Raw genomic sequence first — 1,825 nt, 5'->3', positions numbered from 1 at the left:
TCTTTACCAATCCATGGGAAGGTACGAACAAGCTGAACCCTTGTTAACCCAAGGGTTGGAGATGAGAAGAAGGTTGCTGGGGGATGAACACCGAGATCTGGCAGAAAGCCTGAATAATCTGGCGGGACTCTATCGATCCATGGGAAGGTATCAACAGGCTGAACCCTTGTATACCCAAGCCTTGGAGATGTATAGACGGTTGCTGGGGCAGGAACACCCATCTGTGGCATCAAGCCTCAATAATCTGGCTTTACTCTACCAATCCATGGGAAGGTACCAACAGGCGGAACCCTTGTATACCCAAGCTTTGGAGATGTTTAGACGGTTGCTGGGAGAGGAACACCCAAATGTGGCAACCAGCCTCAATAATCTGGCGGCACTCTACTATTTTATGGGAAGGTACCAACAGGCGGAACCCTTGTTAACCGAAGCCTTGGAGATGAACAGACTGTTACTGGGGAAAGAACACCCTGATGTGGCAAAAAAACTCAATAATCTGGCTTTCCTCTACCAAGCTATGGGAAGGTACCAACAGGCGGAACCCTTGTTAACCGAAGCCTTGGAGATGAACAGACGGTTGCTGGGGAACCAACACCCTGATGTGGCAATAAACCTCAATAATCTGGCAGAACTCTATCGTGAAATGGGAAGGTACCAACAGGCGGAACCCTTGTATACCCAAGCCTTGGAGATGTGGAGACGGTTACTGGGGCAGGAACACCCAGATGTGGCAAAAATTCTTAATAATCTGGCTAATCTTTACCAATCAATGGGAAGATACCAACAGGCGGAACCCTTGTATACCCAAGCTTTGGAGATGTATAGACGGTTGCTGGGGGACGAACACCCACATGTGGCAAAAATTCTTAATAATCTGGCTTTACTCTACCAAGTCATGGGAAGGTACCAACAGGCGGAACCCTTGTATACCCAAGCCTTGGAGATGTATAGACGGTTGCTGGGGCAGGAACACCCAGATGTGGCAGCCAGCCTCAATAATCTGGCCTTCCTCTACCAATTAATGGGAAGGTACCAACAGGCGGAACCCTTGTATACCCAAGCCTTGGAGATGTGGAGACTGTTACTGGGTAAAGAACACCCACATGTGGCAAAAAGTCTCAATAATCTGGCTTTACTCTACCAATCCATGGGAAGGTACCAACAGGCGGAACCCTTGTATACCGAATCCTTGGAGATGTATAGACGGTTGCTGGGGGACGAACACCCAGATGTGGCAGCCAGCCTCAATAATCTGGCGGGACTCTACGATTCAATGGGAAGATACCAACAGGCGGAACCCTTGTATACCGAAGCTTTGGAGATGAGGAGAAGGTTGCTGGGGGATGAACACCCAGATGTGGCAGCCAGCCTCAATAATCTGGCTTTACTCTACAAATCCATGGGAAGGTACCAACAAGCAGAACCCTTGTTAACCCAAGCCTTGGAGATGTATAGACGGTTGCTGGGTAAAGAACACCCATATGTGGCATCAATCCTCAATAATCTATCTGTTTTCCATCACAGTCAAGGAAACATTGAGCAAGCCCTAGAGTTTCTGGAAGCCGGATTAGACATCCAAGAACTCAATCTAGAACGTAATCTCGTCGCTGGTGCTGAAAAGCAAAAACGAGACTACATCAAAACTATTTCTGGCACAAGACCTCGAAGGCAGGCTAGGGCACCGTCTCCCTCTGCGTGTTGCTCTTGCCAGTTGGACAGGCGCCAGTAGAGTTCGGCCTTGTGCCTTGCTGGCAGGCTGCAGTCGCGAACTTGGTCGTGGAAAGCAAGACAGAAAGACGGCCAGTTCCCGGCAGCGTGTTCCTCG

Annotated in this window: 1 protein-coding gene; it reads left to right on the top strand. The window is 49.4% G+C overall.

Annotated features, from left to right (window positions below):
• On the top strand, positions 1–1,729 hold a 1,729-nt coding region (locus F6K37_RS40575; protein WP_287256954.1), incomplete at its 5' end, for a tetratricopeptide repeat protein.
• Positions 1,730–1,825: the final 96 nt, after the last annotated feature.

It is taken from the genome of Moorena sp. SIO4E2, assembly GCF_010671945.1.
Taxonomy (GTDB): Bacteria; Cyanobacteriota; Cyanobacteriia; order Cyanobacteriales; family Coleofasciculaceae; genus Moorena; species Moorena producens.
Note: the sequence above shows the minus strand (reverse complement) of the source record. Positions and strands in the feature narration are given on the sequence as shown.